Consider the following 22256-nt stretch of genomic DNA (forward strand, 5'->3'; position numbering starts at 1 on the left):
GAACCGATGGCGCTCGTTATACAAACCAATTCTTAACAAAAGATGGTCATCAATACTACTTTGATAATGACGGAATTATGGTTACTAATCAGGTAAGAGTTATTGATGGTAAAGGATACGAATTTAATGATAATGGTGAAGCGACCGAGACTTCTGATATGGGCCAAACTAGAGATATAGTGGCTAAAGAAGTTGCCCAAGCTTTGACCAACCAAGGTATTAATGGTATTAAATATGATTGGCGAAACACCAATAACGATTATCAAGAATTAGCGCTTCATGATATTGCACAAGAAGTAGCTCAAGGTGATACTAATCCTGATAAAAATGTAATTGAAAAGAAATTACAAGCTAATAACTTACTGAGTGGTAAGGTTTTAGTAGTATATTCTACTGATTTTACAAATGATGATCCTCAAAAGATTACTAATACCTTTATGAATAGTTATGACTTTACAAATGCAGACAACTCGGTACTTGGTGTTGGGGCAGACCTAAATAAAAATAAGTTAGTAATTATTTTATTTAAACCCGGAGAAAAAGCTGAACAACCACAAGCTACTTCCACGATTAGTGCTTCTATTTCAGATACCTTTAAAAAGGCCGGCGTAAATGTTGACGTAGATAATGGCTTAACTAAAGGAAGTGTAGTTAATAGTGCAGATCTCGGAAATGCTTTGACTAATGGAACTGCTGAACTTCTAAAGGGAGATAAAGGTACAATTATTAGTCAGGAGGTTCTTAAAGCAATTTTTGCTGCTTTTGCAGGTAATACTTCTGCAGTAGAAGGCACTAAGAATTACTATAATGGTAATGATGCTTATCATTATGAATTCTGGCTAGAAGGTCAATCAGCTGATGATAAATTAAATAACTTCCTTGCGCTTAACAAGGATGCTAAATACGGAGATCAGTTAAAGGTAAATTACACTGCAACACTTGTATTCGGTCAAGAAACTGGTACTAATACTAATGAGAGTAAGGTCCCTGCAAGCGAAAGAACAGATGAACAGTTAGACTTAGCTTATAAGACCGGGACTGACACAGGACTTCGTTATGATAGTGTAAAGGTTGAAAAGATCCCTGGAATGACTGATGATATGGTTCGTGGGGTTGATGTTTCGAGTTACCAAGCGCTGATAAATGCTGGTGTTAAGTTTTATGACTTTGATGGAAAAGAAGCTAATTTATTCAAGGTCTTAAAAGATGCTGGTGTTAACTGGGTTCGTTTACGGTTATGGAATGACCCATATAATGCTGAAGGACTTGGATACAGTGGCGGTACTAATGATGAAGCTTCACTAGTTAAGATGGCTACAGATGCAACTAAATATGGAATGAAAGTACTTATTGACTTCCACTACTCTGACTTTTGGGCAGATCCTGCTAAGCAACCACTTCCTAAGGCATGGAAAAACTTATCAACAGATGACTTAAGCAATGAAATTGGCCTCTACACAAGCAAAGTACTTTCTGATCTTAAGAAGGTCGGAGCTAATGTCCAAATGGTTCAAGTTGGTAATGAGGTTACAAATGGTGCATTTGGTATTTGGACTGACCGAGACCATGGTGGTAATTGGACTACAACTTGGGAAACTGCTGATGGAGCAAAAGTAGCTAAATATTTAGGTGTTGGAGCTAAAGCAGTTCGTCAAACATTGCCAAATGCTAAAATTGCTATTCAATTAGAAACACCTAATATTGATAAGTACCGTGGTATCATGACAGTCTTAAGAGACAATAACGTTGATTATGACTACTTAGGAACATCCTATTACCCATTCTGGTCAACTCATGATGGTAATGGTTGGTATGATAACGTTGATCTGGGATACGGAGCAAGTACACCAACTAATCTAGAAGCTATCGAAAAGATGGCTGAAAGAGAATTTGGCAAAAAGACGATAGTTCTTGAAACGGGCTGGATTAATAACGTTAATGATGCCGACGGAACTGGAAACTCAATTAGTGCAAGTGGTGAAATTCAAGCATATAGTCATGATCCACAAGGCCAAGTAGATGCACTTTCAGATATGTATAAAGCATTAGTCAATCAGAATGGTGTAGGTGCATTTTATTGGGAACCAGCATGGATTCCGGTAAAAGCAGGCTATGATAATTGGGATTATAATAAAAAAGTATCAGATATTTATGGCACTGGATGGGCTTCTAAATATGCAGTTGGCTACGCACCTGATTCAGTAATGTACTGGAATAACCAACCTACTTGGGGTGGTACAACTTGGGATAATGTAACGTTGTTTGATGATCAAGGATACCCTCTTCAATCATTAAATGTTTATAAAGGTATGTTAGAAGGTTATGAAAGTCCTGTTATGAAGAGTTCAGTAGTAATACCAACAATTACAAAACTATGGAATACTACTGATGTAACTCCTGCTGATGGATTAACTGGAGAAACAAAGTTATCGACAGACCTTTTCGGAACTACTCAATTAAGTGGAAATGATGGTCAATTGATTGGTAATGCTGAATTAACTAAGCTAGCTGGACAGCTTAAAGATGGAATATCTTCAAAAGTATACACAGCAGCAAATGGTGCACGGTATCACTATGTTTATTGGCTTGAAGGCGGAAATAATAAGGTAAATACGTTTGTTTCTGCAAATAAAGATGCCAAGTATGGACAACCATTAATTGCAAATTATTCGGCAACTGTAGTCGTTGATTCTGAACCAGGTACTCAAGTAGTAACTTCTCCATTACAAATTAAAATATCTCAGGTTTGGAATACTGTTAACAATGAGGAAATTAAAATCGATAATCCTCTAAAGCAGGGAGATTTAATAACTGATAAAAGTGATAATGCGTTTTCTGGTATCTTGAATTCAAAAGATATCAAAGAAGCTTTAACTGGAGAAAAAGGTAAAGAGGTTAGCGAAAGTACTGTTAATGATGTAAAGAGTCTTTTACCTAAAGAAGTAAAAGGAAGCAAAACGTATACAACTGCAGATGGAAATCAATATTATTATGATTTCTGGCTTGCATCCGTAGAAACTAGTAATGTAAACTATGGAGAACCTATTATTGTAAACTATACCGCATCCTTAAAATGGCTTGGTTAAGTAAAAGTTTAATAAATTTACCAAAGAGAAGTTTGTTATTAAATAGCGACTTCTCTTTTCTGTAAGAGATAATTTTTTCCTGAAAAAAGGTTTTCAAATTAAAAAAATATATTATGATAGTAATGTTTAATTAAAATTAACAGTTGGGATGGATTATTTTGGAAATAAGAAAACATTTTAAGCTATACAAAAGCGGGAAAAAATGGTGTTATGCTGCGATTGCTCTAGGCCTATTAATGGTAACACCTACTTTTGCAAGGGCTGATAGTACAACAGAAAATCAAAATTTAAATAATGTTGAAATAACGCAGAATATATCTTCAGATAGTAATCAAACTCTTACGGATCAAAATACTAGTGACGAAGGAAAAATTCAAGTTCCAGTAATACCACAATCTCAAAGTAATAATGTAGATGAGGTATCTGAGACCGGAAAACCAAATACATTCAATACCATCAACAATAAAACATATTATTATGACAATAATGGTAATCTTTCCAAGAGCCAATGGTATACAAATTGGGGGCATAGTTATTACTTTGGAGCTGATGGCGCACGTTATACTAATCAGTTAGCTCAAATTAATAATGATGTGTATTCATTTGACGCTCAAGGGGTAATGCAAACCGATTATTTCCAACAAAGAAATGGTAAAACATATTATTTTGGTACTGATGGAAAAGAATATAAAGATCAGTTTTACAACAACTGGGGCCGAACCTATTACTTTCAAGCAGATGGAAGTCGCTTAGATAATGGTTTCTATAATAATTGGGGTCGGACTTATTATTTCGGTAGTGATGGCGCTCGTTGGGATAACCGCTTTTACAATAATTGGGGTCGGACTTATTATTTCGGTAGTGATGGTGCTCGCTGGGATAACCGCTTTTACAACAACTGGGGTCGAACCTATTACTTTCAAGCAGATGGAAGTCGCTTAGATAATGGTTTTTATAATAATTGGGGTCGCACTTATTATTTCGGTAGTGATGGCGCTCGTTGGGATAACCGCTTTTACAACAACTGGGGTTATACCTATTACTTTGGTGGTGACGGTGCCCTACAAAAGCAGAATTTTATTCTTGGACATCAGAACTATTACGTTGATCCAAATAGTGGAATAATTAATGGTACTTTATTAAATGCGCCTTACATTAATCAATATCAAGTTGGTGATATGGCGTGTGAAGCGACAGCCTTGTTAGAAGCGCTTCATAATAAGGGATATGCCAACAACTACAACATTCAATCATTTATTAAAACGATGCCAGTTTCACCAAATGGTAATCCTAATGAAGGATTCGGTGGCGGATATCAACGAGTAACCTATGGAATCTTCCAGTCAATTTATCCCGAACCTTTAGCAAAATGGGGTTCACGGTTCGGTAATGTTCAGAATATTTCAGGGGCTTCTCCTGCCGACTTACAAAGTCAATTACTTAATGGTAACCCGGTTGTTGTCTATGTCACGATGCATTGGGCTGCCCCTCAATATGGTAATTATTTCTGGGGAGTAGGTGTTAATAATAGTCATGTGATGACTCTTGATGGTTATCGTCCAGGTTATTATCACGTTAAAGATCCCGCTGGAGGATCATACTGGGTTTCAGCAAGTAATTTTGAAAATTCATACAATATTAAGCGTTTTGCAGTTGTAGTTAAATAATTATCAATCAGGGAGAAAATAATCTTGGAATTAAAGAAACATTTTAAGTTATATAAAAGTGGTAAACTTTGGTGTACTGTAACAGCTGTTCTTGCGGGGACGATTTTAGGCGTAGGACCTGTTCAAGCAGATTCTACATTAGATAATAGTAATGTTGAAGTTCAACAATCAGTTACTGAGACTCAAACTAATACTAGTAATGAAAATGTCACCGACAATACTGAAAGTACTAGTAATAGCACAGTTGGTAATGATAATAAGGGAGCAGTTCCTGTTACTCCAGCTGCACAAAGTACCGATACTTCAGAACAAAACGTTGCTGAAACGGGGCAACCAAATAGCTTTAAAACAGTCAATAATAAAGTTTATTATTATGGCAATGATGGTAAAGAATATAAGAATCAGTTCTATAATAATTGGGGTCATACCTACTACTTTGGAGCTGATGGTGCGCGTTATACCAACCAATTCTATACCAATTGGGGTCGAACTTATTATTTCGGTAGTGACGGCGCACGTTGGGATGATAAGTTTATGAATGCTTGGGGTAATGTATACTACTTCGGGCAAGATGGTGCACGTTGGGATAATCAATGGATGAATCGTTGGGGCAATAGTTACTACTTCTTTGGCGATGGGGTACGGGCAACTTCACAACTTGCTACCATTGGTGATGCAACGTATCTTTTTGATGATCAAGGACGGATGCAACGCGATTATTTCTTAAACCAAAATGGAAAACTTTACTACTTTGGAAAAGATGGTAAGCAGTATAAGAACCAATTCTATAATAACTGGGGCCATACTTACTACTTTGGAGCCGATGGTGCGCGTTATACCAACCAATTCTATACCAATTGGGGTCGGATTTATTATTTCGGTAGTGACGGCGCACGTTGGGATGATAAGTTTATGAATGCTTGGGGTAATGTATATTACTTCGGGCAAGACGGTGCACGTTGGGATAATCAATGGATGAATCGTTGGGGCAATAGTTACTACTTCTTTGGCGATGGGGTACGGGCAACTTCACAACTTGCTACCATTGGTGATGTAACGTATCTTTTTGATGATCAAGGACGGATGCAACGCGATTATTTCTTAAACCAAAATGGAAAACTTTACTACTTTGGAAAAGATGGTAAGCAGTATAAGAACCAATTCTATACTAATTGGGGCCATACCTACTACTTTGGAGCTGATGGTGCTCGCTACACTAACCAATTCTATACCAATTGGGGTCGGACTTATTATTTTGGTGCTGACGGTGCGCGTTGGGATAATCAGTGGATGACTAATACTAAAGGCCAAAAATTCTACTTTACTAATGATGGCTCACGAGCAGAATCTAAGTTTTTAGGTATTGATGGAAATACCTATGTCTTTGATGCAAATGGGGTAGCCACTAGCTGGGGGAAGGTTTATTATGACGATCCTGCAACTAAGAAAGTAGCTACTGGTTGGCGAACTATTAATGGTAATCGCTACTATTTCTCAGACGGTTATGACGTTCAACGTGACCCAGATGACTTATGGGTTTACAATGATCAGCTTCATGGGCAAATGTATACTGGTATTCAATGGGTTGACGGTCACTGTTATAATTTTGGTACTGATGGAATTGCTCGTGCACTTCCGCAAAATGACGGTTGGAGTTGGCCGTTTCCACAGTCTGGTGAAGGTTGGCACTATCAGGGACAGAAATTTGGCTATACCAGCAATATTCGTAAGAATGGCTTCCATGATGGTCTAGACTTTGGGACTCAAGATCATCCAGGTTCAGAAGTTCATGCAGTTCATGGTGGCCGAGTATTAGATGTAAATACGGTAAAAGATGATGATGGTAAAGTTCTATGGTGGTTTACAACTGTTTGGGACGGAAAATATTTATATGTTTACCAGGAAGCATTTAGTAACCGTGATAAAATCACTGTTAAACCAAATGATATCATTTATGCCGGTCAAGTAATTGGTTATCGTGACCTTAATCATCTTCACTTAGGAATTAATACTAGTCCAAACTATGGCATCGATTTAAAGAATTCCTTTGTTCCTAGTTGGAATGATCCTAATCAAGCAACAGGCCATGGTGAATGGTTGGATCCACAAACGGTTATTAGAAATCAAGGATAGATTATGGCGACTTAGTTATTATGCTAGGTCGCTTTTTTGCATTATATAAAATTCATAATCTTTAAAAAAGCGCTATCTCTTAAAATGTTGAGTATGGTAAACTGTTATAGCGTACTGCAATAAATATAGTTTAAGGGGATTTATTCATGAAAAAAACACATTTTAAGATGTTTAAAGCCGGTAAGAAGTGGTGTGTAATGGGATTGACTACTCTTGCCTTAGTATTAGGGACTATAGCTGTTTCAGGTAATGATGCAAAAGCGGATGCAGGTAATCAAACTACAACACAAATAACCCAAGCACAAAGTAATATTGATAATTTACAAAAAGACGTTAACGATGCAGCAACTATTGCTAATGATGCTGACCAGAAAGTAAAAGCAAGCCAGCAAGTAGTTGATAAAGCACAAAATGAAGTAACAGAGGCACAAAATGATGTCAATAAAAGTAATTCAGTTGTAGTTGATGTACAAAATAAGTTGGATGAGGCGAAAACAGCTCAAAATACTGCTAAAGGTAAATTAGATAATGATAAAGAGAATATTGCTAATAAAAATGATGCAGTAAAATCAGCTAATAATGAATTGGAAACGGCTAAGCAAGAATATTCAAAACGTCAGGCCGATGTAGATAGTGCTAATACTAGTGTTTCACGGGCTCAAAATGATGTTAATCAACAAAAGAACAAGCAAGACGAAATTCAGAAAAAGATCGATGATGTACAAGGTAAGATCGACAATTTGAATGACCAAATTAATAATACTAATCGAATTGAAATACCGGAGAATTACTTAGAAAACTTATATAAAAATTCGACTATCACAAATGAAGAGGTAGAGGCACTTAATAAAAATAAGTTTCATAATTCTTCTTTTGATCGGCTAAAAGACTACCATGATTTAAACAATTTAAGTCAAGGAGATTGGATTTCCTTAGCAACTTTTGCAGCAAGTTTGATTAATCCGATTAGAAAAGCTAATAATTTACAACCGTTAAAAGTAACAAAGGGATCAGTTGATTTTAGTTCAGAAATTGCTAATAACTATATTAAGCATGAGTATTATGATCATTACAATATTAGCGGATCAGTAAGCAAAGCAGCTTCCAATAATGGATTATTTAATTTTCAAGAATACCTTAAGATTACTGGAGATTTAAATAGAGATATTGTGAATACTAGTACTACCTCTGTAACAATTGGTAATTACACTCGGTCTGTTACATCTTATGAATTTAGTGATGTAACATTTAATGATCTTAAACGTGATACTTACAATATGATCTTAAATGCTCTTACAAATCCACAAGGAGCGCAAACTCTCTTAGGAGATTATACATATCTTGGTGTTACTGGAATGGATCAAACTATTGCTCTTGCAATGATTAATGATAATGATATTAATAGCTATAGTAAATTTAACCAGACAGAATACTCGATTCCATCAAATGATACCTCATCATTAAAAGGAGAAATTTCTGCTAACGAATCAACAAAGGCTAGTTATTTATCAACATTAACGGAGATAAGCAAAGCTACAAATGTTGCAAATGCAAAATTAACAGATGCTAAGAAGAATCAGTCAGAAGCAAAAAATGCATTAGAGGAAGCAGATAAAAATATTAAGTCAAAACAAGCATTAGTTGACACTGCTAATAAAGAACTAACTTTAGCAAAACAAGAACTGACTAACGATCAAAATATTGCTGATGGTCATGCTATTAAAGAATTAGAATCAAAACTTAAAGATGCTCAAAAAAAACAAAGTTTATTGAAGGATACCTTAAGTGCTAAACAAGCCCTACTTTCAAAGAGTCAAAATGCGTTGAAAGAAGCTCAACAGGTTCAGGAAAACGCATTGAAGAGTAAACAAGCAGCCGAGAATAAGTTAACTAATGCTCAAAAGCATTTACAGGAATTAAAAAATAAGCTACTTAACGGCTGGAAAACAGAAAATGGTAAAACTTATTATTATGTAAACGGTGAAAAGCAAACTGGTTTCTTAGAATTAAATGGTAAAATGTATTATCTAGGAACAGATGGCATTCGTTGGGATAATAAGTTCTACAACAACTGGGGCCGCACGTATTACTTTGGAAGTGATGGCGCCCGTTGGGATAATAAGTTCTACAACAACTGGGGTCGCACGTATTACTTTGGAAGTGATGGCGCCCGCTGGGATAATAAATTTTACACTAACTGGGGTCATACATATTACTTTGGAGAAGATGGCGCTCGTTGGGATAACAAATTCTATAATAACTGGGGTCGCACTTATTACTTCGGAAATGATGGTGCCCGCTGGGATAATACATTCATGGTAAAGTGGGGCCGTGCATATTATTTTGGTGGTGATGGTGCCTTAGTGACTAATCAAACTCGCCAAATTAATGGAGTAAATTACCATTTCAATCAAGATGGTGTTATAGATAACCTAAAAAACCAATTCATAACTGATTATGATGGTAAAGTTTACTATTTCGATAATAATGGTCAATTATTTGTTAATCAGTTCTATAATAACTGGGGTCGCACATATTATTTCGGTAGCGATGGTGCTCGTTGGGATAATAAGTTCTATCACAACTGGGGTCATACGTATTACTTTGGAAGTGATGGTGCTCGTTATACTAATCAATGGTATCGTACAAAAGGCGCAGGCGATAATTATTACTTTGGAGAAGATGGGGCTGCCCTTGTTGGAAACCATATTTTAGGGAATTATGACTATTACTTTAATGAAAAAGGACTGTTGGTCCAAACTAAAGAAGTTAAGAATTATTAATTAAAAATCCTTTCAAAAAACTTCCTCTCCCTCAGCCGAGCAGGAAGTTTTTTCTTTTACCCTCTTGCCAAATCTCTCATTTATATATATACTTAGTTACATAAGTAATGAAGTGTTAAACGAAAAGGAGGTGCACTTATGAATTTCGACTTTAATGACTCGATGCCGCTTTATCAGCAAATTGCTGACCAGCTTGAAGAGATGATTTTCTCTGGGGGATTTGATGAAGGTTCGCAGGTACCGTCAACGACCCGGCTTTCTCAGCAATTGCATATCAATCCTGCGACAGTTCTTAAGGGGATGAATATTTTGGTTAATAAAGACCTCTTAGAAAAGCGACGTGGACTAGGGATGTTTGTAAAAAAAGGTGCACAACAAAAAATTATGGAACAACGTAAAGAAAGTTTTTATAACGACTATGTAAAGAGTTTGCTAGTTGAAGCGGGTAAGCTTGGAATTACCAAACAGCATTTATTAGACTTAATCGAACGAGGTGAGAATGATGGATCAATTAATAGTTAAAAACATTGTTAAAGAGTACCGACGCCAAACAGTATTGGATAATATTTCATTTACCCTAGAACCTGCTAAAATTTATGGTCTCCTTGGCCGGAATGGGGCTGGAAAGACGACTCTTCTTAATATTATGAGCAACCGGATTTTTCCAACGAGCGGGGAAGTAAAAATTGGTAATGAAGACGTTAATAACAATGATGACCTCCTCAGCAAGATCTTTTTGATGAGTGAAGTTAATCTTTATCCGCGTCACATGAAGATAAGTCAAACCTTTGACTTGGCCGATGCCGCTTATAATAACTTTGACTATGACTTAGCCCACCGTCTCCTAAAGGTTTTTGGCTTGAATGACCGGATGAAAATTACTAACTTATCGACTGGGCAACGGACAGCCTCCAAGCTGATCGTTGCTTTAGCAGTCAATGCCGATTACGTTTTATTAGATGAACCGATTTTAGGTTTAGATGCTAATCACCGTGATAGCTTCTATAAAGAATTAGTTAAGACTTATCAAGAGCGGCCGCGAACCTTCGTCTTATCAACTCACTTAATTGAAGAAATTCAACAATTAGTCGAACATGTTCTAATCATGGATCAACACCACATCATTATTAATGAAGATACAGAAAGTTTATTAGCCAAGGCTTATGCAATTAGTGGTCCGGAAAAAATGGTTGATGAGTATACTGCAGGCTTAAAAATTCTTAAAACGGAGATGATGGGTAATATTAAGACTGCCTACTTACTTGATCGCTTAGATGAACAGCGTGTGATTCCTGATCAAGTTAAGATTGGTCATTATGATTTGCAGCATTTATTCATTTACTTAACGAATGGGGGAGAATACTAATGGAAAATCAAAAGAGAAACCTTGTTATTTCAACCATGTTTCAACAAGCAGGTCACGCTACGGGAATTGCCTTAGGTTGGGGGCTGGGAATTGCATTAATAACCTACCTGCTTGGATTAATTATTTCACACAACCTTGAATCTTTTTTGGTTAGCCTCCAAGCCCTTCCAAGCATTGCTTCATCAATCTTAAGCGTGCTTTTAATGGCGATTTTCCTTGTAACTCCTTATACTGACTTTAAATGGGCAATTCAAAACGGTATTTCTCGTAAAACACTATGGCAAGGGCGGATTTTATCTCTTTTCCTGATGACATTAGTAGTTTGGTTTATCGCACAACTGGTGGGCTTAATGAATACACCGTTTGATCTTGTTTCTGCTTGGCATAGTCTTTTATGGTACTTCGGTTTTTCTTTAACGATGATGGCAATTGGTAATGGTTTTGCCTTATTAAATCGTCGTTGGAAATGGATTGTAGGAATTGGGCTTCCAATGGCGTGCCTAGTTTTATTGATGATGTTAACTTATTCACTGGTTGGCTTAATTCCTGCACTTTCTGCTAGTGGTGTCTTTAAATCAATCATAATCTCAAACGTTACTGGTTGGGTAATCTTAGTTATTTACTTAATCATCGTTTATGCTTTAGCGCGATTCTTTAATAATAAAATTCAATTACGGCGGGATTAATAAAAGTGAGTGAGCATTAGCCTTGAGCCTTGTGGTGATGCGAAGCTAGTTCCATGTTATCTTGCTATTGTTTGTAAAAATAGGAGAGGTTGAGAAAAAAACTTTTGCTTTTTCTCAACCTCTCGCTTTTTTTATTCATCATCTTCCGGATATTCAATTTGAATGTAGTTGCTAGTAATATATTTCTTGCGGCCCACTTGGTACCAGGTAATCTCATCATTATCGTTTAATTTTCCAATTAGGGTAATTGTTTCGCCGTTTGGAATCTCTGCCACTTTATTTCCATAAGGCGCATCGTAAACATTGATTGACTTATTATGGAGATAATCAACTTTGGCCTGCACATTCTTCAAGGGAATTACCGTTAAATTATTAATGAGTTTTGATTTTTCTTTCCGGATATCTTGATTGAATGGATTGTCAACAACGTGCATTTGATCATACTTAATCCATTGGTCAGCGCCAATTTCGTACCAAAACTGACCATTCTTAGTTGCAACCCGGTGAAAAGACTTAACTGTAATATCAGCAGGAAGGGGGGCACCGACTGGCATTCCACCAGCTGTGTCAAATACCTGTGTAGGGGCATCGAGGTGGAGATACATTTCAATCGATTGAACCTCTCCCCAATTTTGTTTCCGATAAAAAAGGTGCACAATTCGTTGCCGCATATCAAATGTTCCTTTAGTTTCACCTTCAGTTTTTACGTATCGGTAATTAGGAAATTGTTTTTGTTCAATTTGGTATTCTTGACCGATGAATCCGCGTAATAATTGCGGGACGGTAAGGTTTGCTCCTGAATCGATATCATTATAGTAAACCCAGATAGGATTTCCTGTTTTAAACTTGTCAATCATTATTAACACTCCGTAACCTTAATTCTCTATTATTATAGCGCTTTTTAGTAGCTGACACGATAAGGAACGACCATATTTCTCTTGAGAATTGCGAATAGGTGATTTTTTTATTACAATAAGCCTATTCAAATTTATTTAGGAGAAGAAAAATGGCAAAAACACGGCACCAACAAATTAGGCACAATACGACATTAGCAATCTTTATCGCAATTATTCTCTTACAAGATTTTGTCCCATTTTTTGGCAACATTCCGCTAGGGCCGCTTAGTATTACAACCCTTCATGTAACAGTCATTATTGCGGCAATCGTGTTGGGGCCCGTTGATGGCGCGATTATTGGTGGTATTTGGGGGCTTTTGACTTGGGTGCGAGCATTTGTTGCACCAAGTAGTCCGCTTGCTCCCTTAGTTTTTGTTAACCCGCTTGTTTCCGTTGTCCCGCGCATTATGATTGGGATTTTAGCTGGCTATACTTTTATCCTTATGTGTCGTTTGTTCAAAGTAAAATATATTGCCGCAGTAAGTGCTGCGATAGTAGGAGCCCTTACTAATACTGGCTTAGTATTAGGCTTTATTTATCTATTTTATCGTACTCCAGCAGTTGCGCAAACTTATGGGGTAAATGTTAATCATTTATTAATTGCTTTAGAAACAGTCATGGCGACTAATGGACTTGCAGAATTGATATTGGCGATTATTATTGTTCCAATGGTTGCTCTTCCAGTATTGGAGGTCCGCCGTCGTTTGGAAGTAAATTGAGCATATAAAAAACGAGGCTAAAAAATTCAGCCTCGTTTTTTATACTCAATTATTTTTTAGCAATTGTTGGTACTTCTTCAGTTTCTTCGACAACAATGTCCCCATTATCATCAAGTTTAGCAACTAATTTATGAGCGTCACTGTGATCAAGAACGTAATCAGCAATCCGGTCTTCGATTTGTTCTTGGATTACCCGGCGAAGAGGACGAGCACCCATCTTTGGATCAAAGCCCATGTCAACTAATTTTTCTTCAACATTGTTAGTGACTTCGATGTGCAAGTTCTTATCAGCAAGCATGTTATTAACATCATCAATCATTAAGTTAACGATGTTCATCAAGTCATCTTTAGAGAGGGCATTGAATTGAACAATGTCATCAAACCGGTTTAAGAATTCTGGCTTGAAGTAGTTTGTCAACTTGTCAATGATGGAGTGGGTACTACCATTAGACTCAGCACCGAAACCAACACTTGCTTCTGAATCACCAGTTCCGGCATTAGATGTCATGATAATGATTGTATCCTTGAAGCTAACAGTGCGTCCTTGAGAATCAGTTAAACGACCATCATCAAGAATTTGTAAGAACATGTGCATAACATCTGGGTGCGCCTTTTCAACTTCATCAAGTAAGATCAAGCTGTAAGGGTGCCGCCGTACTTGTTCAGTCAACTGACCAGCTTCTTCATAACCAACATAACCAGGAGCAGCCCCGATTAATTTAGAAGTAGAGGTCTTGTCCATGTATTCAGACATATCAAACCGAATCATGGCATCCTTAGAACCAAACAATTGGAGGGCAAGTTGCTTAGCCGTTTCAGTCTTACCAACCCCTGTAGGACCAACAAAGAGGAAACTACCAATTGGCCGACCAGACTTGTTCAAACCGATCCGGTTACGACGAATGGCACGGGCAACCTTATCCACTGCTTGGGTTTGACCAATAACGTGTTCATCAAGCTTCTTATCAAGATCGCGAAGTTGATTTTCTTCTTGCTTTTGCAGGTCACCAACTGGAATATTTGTCCGTTCTTCAACGATTCTCTGCATATCCTTAACGGTAACAGTTGCAGAATCTTCAGTATGGTTTTCTTCAGCTTCTTTCTTTGCCTTTTCAAGTTTAGCGACTTGATCGCGGTAGAAAGCTGCTTTTTCATAGTCTTGGTTATCAGCTGCTTGTTGCTTGTGTGCTTCAGCTGTGTGGATTTCATTTTCGATTGCGTTTGGATCCACATTTTTAAGCGTTAAGTTCTTCTTTGATCCCGCTTCATCAAGTAAGTCGATAGCTTTGTCAGGTAAGTAACGATCTTGAATGTAGCGGTCAGAAAGTTTAGCAGCTGCTACAATTGCGTCATCTGTGTATTTAACATGGTGGTAATCTTGATAACGATTTTTGATTCCGTTTAAGATGCGGATTGTTTCTTCAACGGATGGTTCATCAACTTCAACTGGTTGGAACCGTCGTGCAAGAGCTGCATCTTTTTCGATCTTTCGATATTCATTAAGAGTAGTGGCACCAACTAATTGGAAGTCACCACGGGCAAGGGCGGGCTTAAGAACATTTCCAGCGTCCATTCCGCCTTCAGCATTTCCCGCACCCATGATTTCGTGGATTTCGTCAATAAAGAGGATGATGTTCTTATTTTTACGAACTTCCTCCATTAATTGTTGCATCCGCTTTTCAAATTGGCCCCGAATTCCCGTACCTTGAACTAAGGAAACAACATCGAGCCGGATAATTTCCTTATTAGCAAGCTTTTCAGGAACTTGGCCACTAACGATTGCTTGAGCTAAGCCTTCAACAACCGCGGTCTTACCAACCCCAGCTTCACCAATCAAGACTGGGTTATTCTTGGTTCGACGGTTTAAAATTTCAATTACTCGTTTAATTTCATTATCGCGCCCGATGACTGGGTCAATTTTACCTTGGCGAGCGAGATCAGTAAGGTTGATCCCATATTGACCAAGGATTCCTTTTCCATTTCGTCCGCCACCTTGTCGTTGGGATTGGCCGTTCATGTTTTGACCATTAGCACCGGCAGCTTGACTTTGCATATTGTTCATTGCGTTCATGAAGTCTTCGAGGCTTCCAAAACCGAAATTATTCATTCCGTTACCTCCATTCATCATATCTGTTTGTAGATTTTGTAATTTTTGATAACAATTTTGGCAGAGGTCTATTTGAATCCGTTGCCCATTAAAATTCATTTGAAGATGAATCGTGGCTGGATTTTGATGACAGTATTGACATTGCATCTGAATTTAATACCTCCTAAATAGTTTCATCAAGAAATGTTTTGACCTTTCTTGACCATTGATTAATATTATACTTACTTTTTATCGCAAAGCAAGCCATAAAACTTAAATATTTTCTTAAATAAAGAGCGATCTTTCCCATATAGCTAAGTTACTTAGGAATACCGAAAACAGCTCACTTTGATTTTAGCACTCTTTAGCCATGAATGCTAAAATAGAAGGATGATCGTAATTTCGTGTATAATAAGAAGATAGAATTTTATGTTGAGGTGATTGAATGGCAGAAGAAAATTTTGAACAATTATTGGATGATTTACGAAATAAAAAGATTGATCATTTTGTAATTACCCCCGAGAATTTTCAGCAATTTCAACCGATTTTTCACTCGTATGCATATCGTTCGCAAATTGAAGGCGAAGCGCAGCGAGGCGGTAAAATTATTTATCAATTAAGAGAGCGATAAATCGCAAGATGTAGCCTTGTATTTAACGCTTACAATTGCTAAAATGTAATTATCGAGGTGTATCAGTGGTAAAGCTACTGATAATAAATTAATTATATCTGCTCGAAGGAGACTGATTAATATGGAAAAACGTGAATTTACAATTACTTCTGAAACTGGTATTCATGCTCGTCCAGCTACTATTTTGGTACAAGCTGCTTCAAAGTTTTCATCTGACATTACTCTTTCATACGAAGGTAAGAGTGTAAACTTGAAGTCAATCATGGGTGTAATGTCCCTTGGTGTTGGTCAAAACGCCAAGGTTACTATTACTGCTAATGGTGACGACGAAAAAGAAGCTTTGGACACCGTTGCTGAAACTATGAAGAAGGAAGGATTGACTGACTAATGTCTATACTACTAACCGGACTTGCCGCTAGTAGTGGTATTACGATTGCTCCGGCACACCTGTTAGTAGAGTCAGATCTATCTATAAAAAAACAGCATACAGCTGATGAGAATCATGAGGTCGCCCGGCTTCATGATTCTTTTGCGTTAAGCAAGACCGAACTTCAGCATTTATCTAAGCGTGCCCATGAGCTGTTAGGTCAACGGGCAGTGACGATTATTGATACCCAAATTGCGATTTTAGACGATCCGACTTTACAAAAGAAGATTATTGACCGTATTAATAGCCATCATGATACCGCCGAGTGGGCTGTTAAACGCGTTGAAGATTATTATTTAAGTATTTTTGAGCGCAAGAACGATAATGAATATTTATATGCGCGGGCAACCGCCTTGCGTGATGTGACCAAACGAGTCTTGAGTCACCTATTGAATGTTCCTTTACCAGACCCAGGACTTTTAGACCACCGCGCGATCTTTGTTGCTAATAATATTACGCCTACTGATACCGCTCAATTTGACAAACGATATGTTGCAGGAATTGTTACAACTAACGGAGGGCGGACTTCTCATTTTACGATTATGAGTAAGACTCTTTCGTTACCAGCTGTCGTTGGTGTCAAGGATGCTACTGCGATCATTCATGATGGCGACTTACTGATTGTTGATGGGATTCATGGCAAGGTGATTGTCAATCCAATGAAGGAAGAGGTTGAGCATTACCGTTTGTTAGCCGGTAAATTTATCCAGGAGCAGCAAAAGTGGGGAGCGTTAAAAGATAAGCAAACTGTGAGTGCTGATGGGCGCCGATTTGAAGTGGGAGCTAATGTCGGAACATTTGCTGACGTTATTGATGCTCAAGAGGATGGTGCCGAGGGAATTGGTCTTTTGAGAACAGAATTCCTCTATATGAGTAAGGATGAATTGCCAACAGAAGAGCAACAATTTAATGCTTACAAAAGATTTGTTTCAGCGATGAACGGACAACGGGTAGTCGCGCGAACGCTTGATATTGGCGGCGATAAAAAGCTGGGGATGGTTGCTCTTCCTCATGAGGACAATCCTTACCTAGGTTTTCGTGCCATTAGGATTGGATTGGCACGCCCAGAAATATTACGTCCTCAATTGCGCGCCCTTCTTCGTGCATCCGTTTATGGACGGTTAGCCATTATGTTTCCGATGATTGCAACAATTGAAGAGTTCCAAGCGGCACGAGCAATTCTTGACGATGAAAAAGAAAAGCTTGAGCAAGCAGGTATTCAAGTTGCTAAAAATATTGAAGTTGGCATGATGCTAGAGATTCCAGCAGTTGCAGTTATGGCTGAACATTTTGCAAAATATGTTGATTTTTTCAGCATTGGCAGTAATGACCTTATTCAGTACCTATTTGCTGTTGATCGCGGAAATCAGCAAGTAGCATACCTATATCAAGAACTTCACCCAGCAGTTTTACGGATGGTGCGGCAAGTGATTGAAGCTGCGCATGCTGAAGGCAAGTGGGTCGGAATGTGTGGAGAGATGGCTAATAATCCTTATGCGGTTCCTCTATTAATGGCAATGGGGCTTGATGAATTTTCAATGAGCAGTAGTCAGATTTTACGTGTTCGCTCTTTAATTAACCAGTTGAATACGCGCAAATTACAACCATTAGTTCATCGAGCGATTCACGCTGAAACTGCCGCGGCGGTCCAAGAATTAGTGGAAAAGTATGTTCCACAGGTAAAACTTTGATAAATGAAATTAACTTTCTTGATTGTTTACCATTTCAAGAGGGTTATTTTTTATTCTCATTATTAAAAGATTTTGTAAAGAAATCTTAATCAGGCTTCCCGAGTCTTGTTACTATTAGGAGGAAGATTTAAAATATCTTAAATCCGTTTTGCGGTTCAGTGAATGCTTTAGTATAATAGCAGTTATGACTAATTATTATCTAGAAAACTTATGATGAAAAAGGAGCAGTTAGGTTGAATATTGGTATTTTTACAGATACATATTTCCCTCAGGTGAGTGGCGTGGCGACTTCGATTAAGACGCTTCGTGATGAATTGATTGCTCAGGGACATCATGTATATATTTTTACGACAACTGATCCTAAGGCTAAACATGATGACGTTGAAAATGGGATATACCGCTTTGCAAGCATTCCCTTTGTTTCGTTTTCTGATCGTCGAATTGCGGTGCGTGGCGTATTTCGGGCCATCAAACTTGCTAAAAAGTTCCAATTAGATATAGTTCATAATCAAACTGAATTTGCGCTTGGAGTTATGGGGAAGACGGTTGCCAAGCATTTGCATATCCCTTGTCTCCATACTTACCATACGATGTATCAGGATTATCTCCACTATATTGCGAATGGCCATATTCTTAAGCCGAATGATGTTGCCCGGCTTGCTCATCTTTATTTAAAAAATATTTCTGGGATTATTGCTCCAAGTGACCGTGTTTTGGATACTTTAACCAGTTATCATGTTGAATCACCAATTCGTGTTATTCCGACTGGGATTAATTTACGGGTATATAGTAAACGAGATTCAGCAGAAGAAATAGCTAATTTAAGGGCAAAGTTAGGCTATGGTGAAGAGACCCCAGTTTTACTTTCGCTTAGTCGTTTAGCATATGAAAAGAATATCCACTCACTGATAGAAGCAATGCCAGATATTCTTGCTCACAAGCCTGATGCTCAACTGCTGATTGTTGGGGATGGCCCTGCAAGACATACTCTGGAGCGTCAGGTGCGTGAAATGCAGCTTAATGACAATATTAGTTTTGCTGGTGAGATTTCAAATGATGAAGTTTACCATTATTACCAAATGGCAGATGTTTTTGTTTCAGCCTCTGATTCTGAATCCCAAGGGTTAACTTATGATGAAGCCCTTGCCTCGGATTTGCCAATTGTGGTTATGCGTAGTGAATATACTGACCAATTGATTGATGACCCAGCGATTGGCATTAGTTTTCAAAAACGGGCTGACTTGGTTAATGGTGTCCTATTTTACCTTAACCAACCAAAAAACTCAGAATCAAGGGTGAGACGACAACAAAAGCTGCATGAGATCTCAGCAGAGGTCTTTGTTGAAAAGGTTGTTCAGTTCTACCAGGATTGTCAAAAAGATATGGCTGTCCATGATGAACTTAATCAAGCTGAAAAATCACATCGTCTTTTTCACCGCTCAAGGAGCTAATGATGATTAAAATAACAATGTTTTCATCTGCAGATAAGGTTGCGGGACAAGGAGTAGGAAGTGCCTATCTTGAATTAATTAACTTGTTGCGCAACCAGTGCAGTGACAAATTTGAAATTGAAATCAACCGTTATAGGAAGAGTCAGATCAGTCATTATCATACAATCGACCCTCTTTTTTACCTGTCAACTTTTTCAAAAAAGCGGGGTCGAAAGATTGGCTATGTGCATTTTCTTCCCGAGACGTTAGAAGGAAGTCTTACAATCCCGCAACCGTTTCGCGGGCTTTTTTATCATTACATTATTGCCTTTTATAAACGAATGGATCAGTTAGTAGTTGTGAATCCCTCTTTTATCAAGCAGTTAGTAACATATGGGATTCCTGAAAAAAAGATTACCTATATTCCTAACTTTGTTGATAATGATCGTTTCCATCCATATTCGGCTGTTAAGCGAACTGCTCTCCGAAAAAAATATGGGATTGCTGCCGATAAGTTTGTGGTATTAGGAAGCGGCCAGGTTCAAGAACGGAAAGGAGTTCCAGACTTTATTCGTCTTGCTCGCCAAAATCCGGACGTTGAGTTTTTTTGGGCTGGCGGATTTTCTTTTGGCCGTTTAACAGATGGTTATAGTGAATTAAAAAAGGTGGTAGATAATCCACCAGCTAATTTACATTTTACGGGAATCGTTTCACGGGATAAGATTACTGAACTGAATAATCTTGCCGACCTATTTCTTTTACCTTCATATAATGAACTATTTCCAATGTCTGTCTTGGAAGCTTTTAGCTGTGGGACACCAGTAATGTTACGCGATCTTGACCTTTATCATTCTATTATTGAAGGAGATTATGAGCCTGCTAAAGATGTCAATGAGATGCAAATGAAGTTGACATTATTACGCAATGATCCTGCACGACTGGCACATTGGCAAACTCAGGCCCAGCGAGCTGCTAAGGAATACTCAAAAGAACACTTAGCAGATGTTTGGACTAAGTTTTATCAGGAGCAAGCGCGAAAGGGGGATGCTTAGTGAGCAGGCGAAATTGGTTAGTATTAAGCATAATGCTAATTATTGGAATTGGAATTCTTGGCTACTCATTACGTAACTCAAACATCCACCTATTGTTACAGGACGTTTCTGCCATTAATTGGGGATGGATGCTCGTTGCACTTGGCTGTATTTGTTTATATTTAGGTTTGGAGGCGGTTGTCGTAAAGATTTTTATGAATAATCGTCACGATGGTTTTACCTGGAAGGATGCATTACGATTACCATTAATCGAACAACTATTTAATGGAATTACTCCATTCTCAACAGGAGGACAACCAGCGCAATTAGTTGCAATGATTCAATCAGGTGTTGATGGAGGATTAGCAAGTTCAGTTCTTTTAATGAAGTTTGTTGTATTTCAGGCAATGATTGTTGTTAACTTCTTAATCAGCTTGTTAATTGGCTTTCATTTTATTGCGGAGAAACTCCATGCTCTGTCATTATTAGTAATATTTGGCTTTTTGATTCATTTAGCGGTAATTGTCGGATTACTGATGGTGATGTACTGGTATAGTTTTACTAAGAAACTAATGAACCTCGTTATCAAACCAGCTGCCATTTTTATGAAGGCTAACCGATATGAGCACATGAAAGTTGTCTTAAATGAAAAAGTGGATACTTTTTACCAAGAGAGTCTCCGAATGAAGCAAGATTATAAGAAGTTGCTTAAGGTTTGCGTAGTAACTATTTTTCAATTATTCTTTTACTATGCAATTCCATACTTTATTATGCTTGCGCTTGGAATTGACCACATTAATTTTGTGATGGTGCTCAGCTTGCACGTGTTAATTTTTATGATTATTTCGCTTTTTCCAATTCCAGGAGGGGCGGGGGGAGCCGAGTATAGTTTTTCCGTTCTCTTTGCAAGTTTTATTCACTCAAATACAAAATTGGTTTTAGCAATGATCTTATGGCGACTACTCACATATTACTTCGGAATGTTCGCCGGAATTGTAGCTGTATTTATAAAACCTGATAAAGTAAAAAGATAGAAAAAGGGATTGTGTGAAGGCACGATCCTTTATTTGTATGAAGGAGGATTATCATTGTGAAAGAATCAGAATTATTAGTGATTATTAAACGTTTGATTGCGATGCAAAACGATGATTCAAGAGATCGACAGAAACGAACATTTGAAAAATTTGGTATTCCATTATGTGATGTAACTTATATCCATAGTAGGGAAGAATTTATCTTTGTTCGATATCGCCCTTATGAACGTTTTCGCTTTGATGATATTGACCTAGTTGCTATTGAAGTTTTTAACTGTTTATATGACCTTGAGAATACTTTTTAATTTTTTTAGAAAAAACAGTTGACGGGGAATAAAAACCCATGTATAGTAATTATCGTTGTCAAAACAGTTAAGCGCTGTTGAGATGGTTTGATAAAAAAGTTAAAAATAATTGTTGACATCGATTTGACAATGTGATAAATTGATAGAGTTGCTGATTGAGTTATCAATCAAAAGAAATTCAAAATTAATTAAAATTTCTTCTTGACAAGTTAATTAATATATGTTATAATAACTATGTTGATTGGCTGCTCAGTTAGCCAACGGGTAGACCTTTGAAAACTGAAC

The 22256-nt window shown here is 37.6% G+C and carries 17 protein-coding genes; 15 read left to right on the forward strand and 2 right to left on the reverse strand.

What is annotated here, in order from left to right; translation table 11 throughout:
* From AACL61_RS08930 to AACL61_RS08960, 7 genes are all read left to right on the forward strand, one after another.
* On the forward strand, positions 1-3086 hold a 3086-nt coding region (locus AACL61_RS08930), incomplete at its 5' end, for a glycosyl hydrolase 53 family protein (protein ID WP_102816641.1).
* A gap of 158 nt (positions 3087-3244) precedes the next feature.
* Positions 3245-4753 carry a C39 family peptidase gene (locus AACL61_RS08935; protein WP_180977144.1) on the forward strand — a complete coding sequence of 503 codons (1509 nt, stop codon included), beginning with the start codon at positions 3245-3247 and terminating at the stop codon, positions 4751-4753.
* A gap of 24 nt (positions 4754-4777) precedes the next feature.
* Complete coding sequence (locus AACL61_RS08940) at positions 4778-6886, forward strand: KxYKxGKxW signal peptide domain-containing protein (protein WP_102816639.1); 2109 nt, start codon at positions 4778-4780, stop codon at positions 6884-6886.
* 146 nt (positions 6887-7032) lie between these two features.
* On the forward strand, positions 7033-9669 hold the full coding sequence (locus AACL61_RS08945) for an SEC10/PgrA surface exclusion domain-containing protein (protein ID WP_339111264.1): 2637 nt from the start codon (positions 7033-7035) through the stop codon (positions 9667-9669).
* Positions 9670-9807: 138 nt separating this feature from the next.
* A complete protein-coding gene (locus AACL61_RS08950; protein ID WP_102816636.1) occupies positions 9808-10191 on the forward strand; it encodes a GntR family transcriptional regulator in 384 nt (127 codons plus the stop codon).
* A complete protein-coding gene (locus AACL61_RS08955) occupies positions 10169-11035 on the forward strand; it encodes an ATP-binding cassette domain-containing protein (protein WP_102816635.1) in 867 nt (288 codons plus the stop codon). The genes AACL61_RS08950 and AACL61_RS08955 overlap by 23 nt, the downstream gene beginning before the upstream one ends.
* The gene (locus AACL61_RS08960; protein WP_085719734.1) at positions 11035-11721 is read left to right on the forward strand and encodes a hypothetical protein; all 687 of its coding nucleotides are present in this window, start codon (positions 11035-11037) and stop codon (positions 11719-11721) included. Before AACL61_RS08955 ends, AACL61_RS08960 begins: the two co-directional genes overlap by 1 nt.
* A gap of 131 nt (positions 11722-11852) precedes the next feature.
* On the opposite strand, the gene AACL61_RS08965 is transcribed toward AACL61_RS08960, so the two are convergent.
* On the reverse strand, positions 11853-12578 hold the full coding sequence (locus AACL61_RS08965; protein ID WP_003668586.1) for a MucBP domain-containing protein: 726 nt from the start codon (positions 12576-12578) through the stop codon (positions 11853-11855).
* 149 nt (positions 12579-12727) lie between these two features.
* Here AACL61_RS08965 and AACL61_RS08970 point away from each other — a divergent pair, with 149 nt between their 5' ends.
* A complete protein-coding gene (locus tag AACL61_RS08970; RefSeq protein ID WP_042746562.1) occupies positions 12728-13336 on the forward strand; it encodes an ECF transporter S component in 609 nt (202 codons plus the stop codon).
* Positions 13337-13385: 49 nt separating this feature from the next.
* On the opposite strand, the gene AACL61_RS08975 is transcribed toward AACL61_RS08970, so the two are convergent.
* The gene (locus AACL61_RS08975; RefSeq protein WP_102816633.1) at positions 13386-15590 is read right to left on the reverse strand and encodes an ATP-dependent Clp protease ATP-binding subunit; all 2205 of its coding nucleotides are present in this window, start codon (positions 15588-15590) and stop codon (positions 13386-13388) included.
* A 277-nt stretch (positions 15591-15867) separates the two neighbouring features.
* On the opposite strand from AACL61_RS08975, the gene AACL61_RS08980 reads away from it, so the two are divergent.
* The 7 genes from AACL61_RS08980 (at position 15868) to AACL61_RS09010 (ending at position 21971) form a co-directional block, all read left to right on the forward strand.
* The gene (locus tag AACL61_RS08980) at positions 15868-16053 is read left to right on the forward strand and encodes a hypothetical protein (protein ID WP_003674706.1); all 186 of its coding nucleotides are present in this window, start codon (positions 15868-15870) and stop codon (positions 16051-16053) included.
* Positions 16054-16174: 121 nt separating this feature from the next.
* Positions 16175-16441 (forward strand): phosphocarrier protein HPr, encoded by a 267-nt coding sequence (locus AACL61_RS08985; RefSeq protein ID WP_003664342.1) that lies wholly within the window; start codon positions 16175-16177, stop codon positions 16439-16441.
* The gene (gene ptsP / locus AACL61_RS08990) at positions 16441-18171 is read left to right on the forward strand and encodes a phosphoenolpyruvate--protein phosphotransferase (RefSeq protein WP_339111265.1); all 1731 of its coding nucleotides are present in this window, start codon (positions 16441-16443) and stop codon (positions 18169-18171) included. Before AACL61_RS08985 ends, ptsP begins: the two co-directional genes overlap by 1 nt.
* A gap of 233 nt (positions 18172-18404) precedes the next feature.
* Complete coding sequence (locus AACL61_RS08995; protein ID WP_339111266.1) at positions 18405-19622, forward strand: glycosyltransferase family 4 protein; 1218 nt, start codon at positions 18405-18407, stop codon at positions 19620-19622.
* 2 nt (positions 19623-19624) lie between these two features.
* The gene (locus AACL61_RS09000; RefSeq protein WP_339111268.1) at positions 19625-20653 is read left to right on the forward strand and encodes a glycosyltransferase family 4 protein; all 1029 of its coding nucleotides are present in this window, start codon (positions 19625-19627) and stop codon (positions 20651-20653) included.
* Positions 20653-21666, forward strand: a complete 1014-nt coding sequence (locus tag AACL61_RS09005; protein ID WP_339111267.1) for a lysylphosphatidylglycerol synthase transmembrane domain-containing protein — start codon at positions 20653-20655, stop codon at positions 21664-21666. Before AACL61_RS09000 ends, AACL61_RS09005 begins: the two co-directional genes overlap by 1 nt.
* Before the next feature lie 56 nt (positions 21667-21722).
* Positions 21723-21971 carry a YkuJ family protein gene (locus tag AACL61_RS09010; RefSeq protein ID WP_065533174.1) on the forward strand — a complete coding sequence of 83 codons (249 nt, stop codon included), beginning with the start codon at positions 21723-21725 and terminating at the stop codon, positions 21969-21971.
* The last annotated feature ends 285 nt before the right edge of the window (positions 21972-22256 follow it).

The sequence above is a fragment of the Limosilactobacillus reuteri subsp. porcinus genome (genome assembly GCF_036621895.1).
Taxonomy (GTDB): Bacteria; Bacillota; Bacilli; order Lactobacillales; family Lactobacillaceae; genus Limosilactobacillus; species Limosilactobacillus reuteri_J.

Bases quoted from the DNA above. Each gene is read 5' to 3' on its own strand.
- AACL61_RS08945 (WP_339111264.1), top strand. From the start codon at position 7,033: ATGAAAAAAACACATTTTAAGATGTTTAAAGCCGGTAAGAAGTGGTGT.
- AACL61_RS08950 (WP_102816636.1), top strand. From the start codon at position 9,808: ATGAATTTCGACTTTAATGACTCGATGCCGCTTTATCAGCAAATTGCT.
- AACL61_RS08955 (WP_102816635.1), top strand. From the start codon at position 10,169: ATGATGGATCAATTAATAGTTAAAAACATTGTTAAAGAGTACCGACGC.
- AACL61_RS08960 (WP_085719734.1), top strand. From the start codon at position 11,035: ATGGAAAATCAAAAGAGAAACCTTGTTATTTCAACCATGTTTCAACAA.
- AACL61_RS08965 (WP_003668586.1), bottom strand. From the start codon at position 12,578: ATGATTGACAAGTTTAAAACAGGAAATCCTATCTGGGTTTACTATAAT.
- AACL61_RS08970 (WP_042746562.1), top strand. From the start codon at position 12,728: ATGGCAAAAACACGGCACCAACAAATTAGGCACAATACGACATTAGCA.
- AACL61_RS08975 (WP_102816633.1), bottom strand. From the start codon at position 15,590: ATGCAATGTCAATACTGTCATCAAAATCCAGCCACGATTCATCTTCAA.
- AACL61_RS08980 (WP_003674706.1), top strand. From the start codon at position 15,868: ATGGCAGAAGAAAATTTTGAACAATTATTGGATGATTTACGAAATAAA.
- AACL61_RS08985 (WP_003664342.1), top strand. From the start codon at position 16,175: ATGGAAAAACGTGAATTTACAATTACTTCTGAAACTGGTATTCATGCT.
- ptsP (WP_339111265.1), top strand. From the start codon at position 16,441: ATGTCTATACTACTAACCGGACTTGCCGCTAGTAGTGGTATTACGATT.
- AACL61_RS09000 (WP_339111268.1), top strand. From the start codon at position 19,625: ATGATTAAAATAACAATGTTTTCATCTGCAGATAAGGTTGCGGGACAA.